The 1121-nt window shown below is 69.3% G+C and carries 1 protein-coding gene; it reads right to left on the bottom strand.

Annotated features, from left to right (window positions below):
• Positions 1-928: ISAs1 family transposase (locus ABZT12_RS39340; RefSeq protein ID WP_356394689.1), on the bottom strand; the 928-nt coding region annotated here is incomplete at its 3' end.
• Between the last annotated feature and the right edge of the window lie 193 nt (positions 929-1121).

The following is a 1121-nucleotide window of genomic DNA, read 5'->3' as shown; positions in this document are numbered from 1 at the left end:
GGGCCTCGATCTGCCAGTGACCACGGATCAAGGCCGCGAGCTGGGCGGGGCCAGCCTGCTCGGCGGTGAGGCTGGTGACGGCGTAGACGGTCTTGACGGTGGTCTTGCCGGTCTTCAGATCGGTGCGGCGGCGTTTGATCTGGACGGCCTGCCGGGCCCCGGGGAACAGGAGGTTGCTGACCGTGGCCACCTTGATGCGTCGGATCTCCGAGCGTCCGTGACCGGCACCCGTGGTGCGGCCCTGGAGCGGAATGTCCTTCCAGGGAAGGTACTTGAGCTGCTTGCGGAGCTTCTTCTGGTTCCCCTTGACGATCACGATGTAGTGGGCTTGTCGGCCCAGGAGGTAGTCGGCGTGCTCGCGCTGGGTGTGCAGGGCGTCGCTGGTCACCACGACTCCTGCCAGGTCGGCCACGGTGTCCAGCAGCGGCTGGAAGCAGGTGATCTCGTTCGTCTTCTCACCGACGTCCAGCTGGGCCAGGACCAGGCCCGTGGTGTGGTCCAGGGCGGCGAGCAGGTGGATCTTCCGCCCCTTCGCCCTGGCGGCTCCGCGAAGGCTCTTCCCGTCGACCGCCAGGCCGCGCAGTCGGCCCTTCACGGGCTTGCGTCGGTCGGCGAGCCAGCGGCCGACCGACCGGTCCAGTGCGTCGCCGTCGATCCGGGCCAACAGTCGCCGGACCGTCGTTTCCGCAGGCAGGGACCTTCTGGGGCACAGCGGGTCGAGCCGTAGGCCGACGCGTTCCAGCACGTGGGGCGGAGCATCGGCGATCCACTCGCCGACCGCCACCAGCGACGTCGCGCCGGCCAGCACCGCGCAGGCAGCCAGGGCGAGGACGACGACGAGCGGGTGGCGGACCCCACGAGGATCGCGCGGATCGGGCACCAGAGCGAGGCGCTCCAGCAGCCCGGGCACCTCCTCCGGAGCGACCACGCGATGCTGGCGGAGCTGGTCAAGGGCAGGCGGAATCAGCGATGATGCGTCGGCAGGCACGGTCTTCCAGGCAGGTCACGGGGCGTCGAGAACTCCATGATCTTGGAAGCCGTGCCTGTGCCGCTTCCCGAGCCAGATCAACCTGTCAGACCGTCACGAACCGGATGGCCTCCGACTTCGCCGACACCCTGCC

It is taken from the genome of Streptomyces sp. NPDC005423, from assembly GCF_040606415.1.
In the GTDB taxonomy this organism is placed as follows: domain Bacteria; phylum Actinomycetota; class Actinomycetes; order Streptomycetales; family Streptomycetaceae; genus Streptomyces.
The sequence above is the reverse complement of the archived record's forward strand: the minus strand, read 5'-3'. Positions and strand labels throughout refer to the sequence as shown.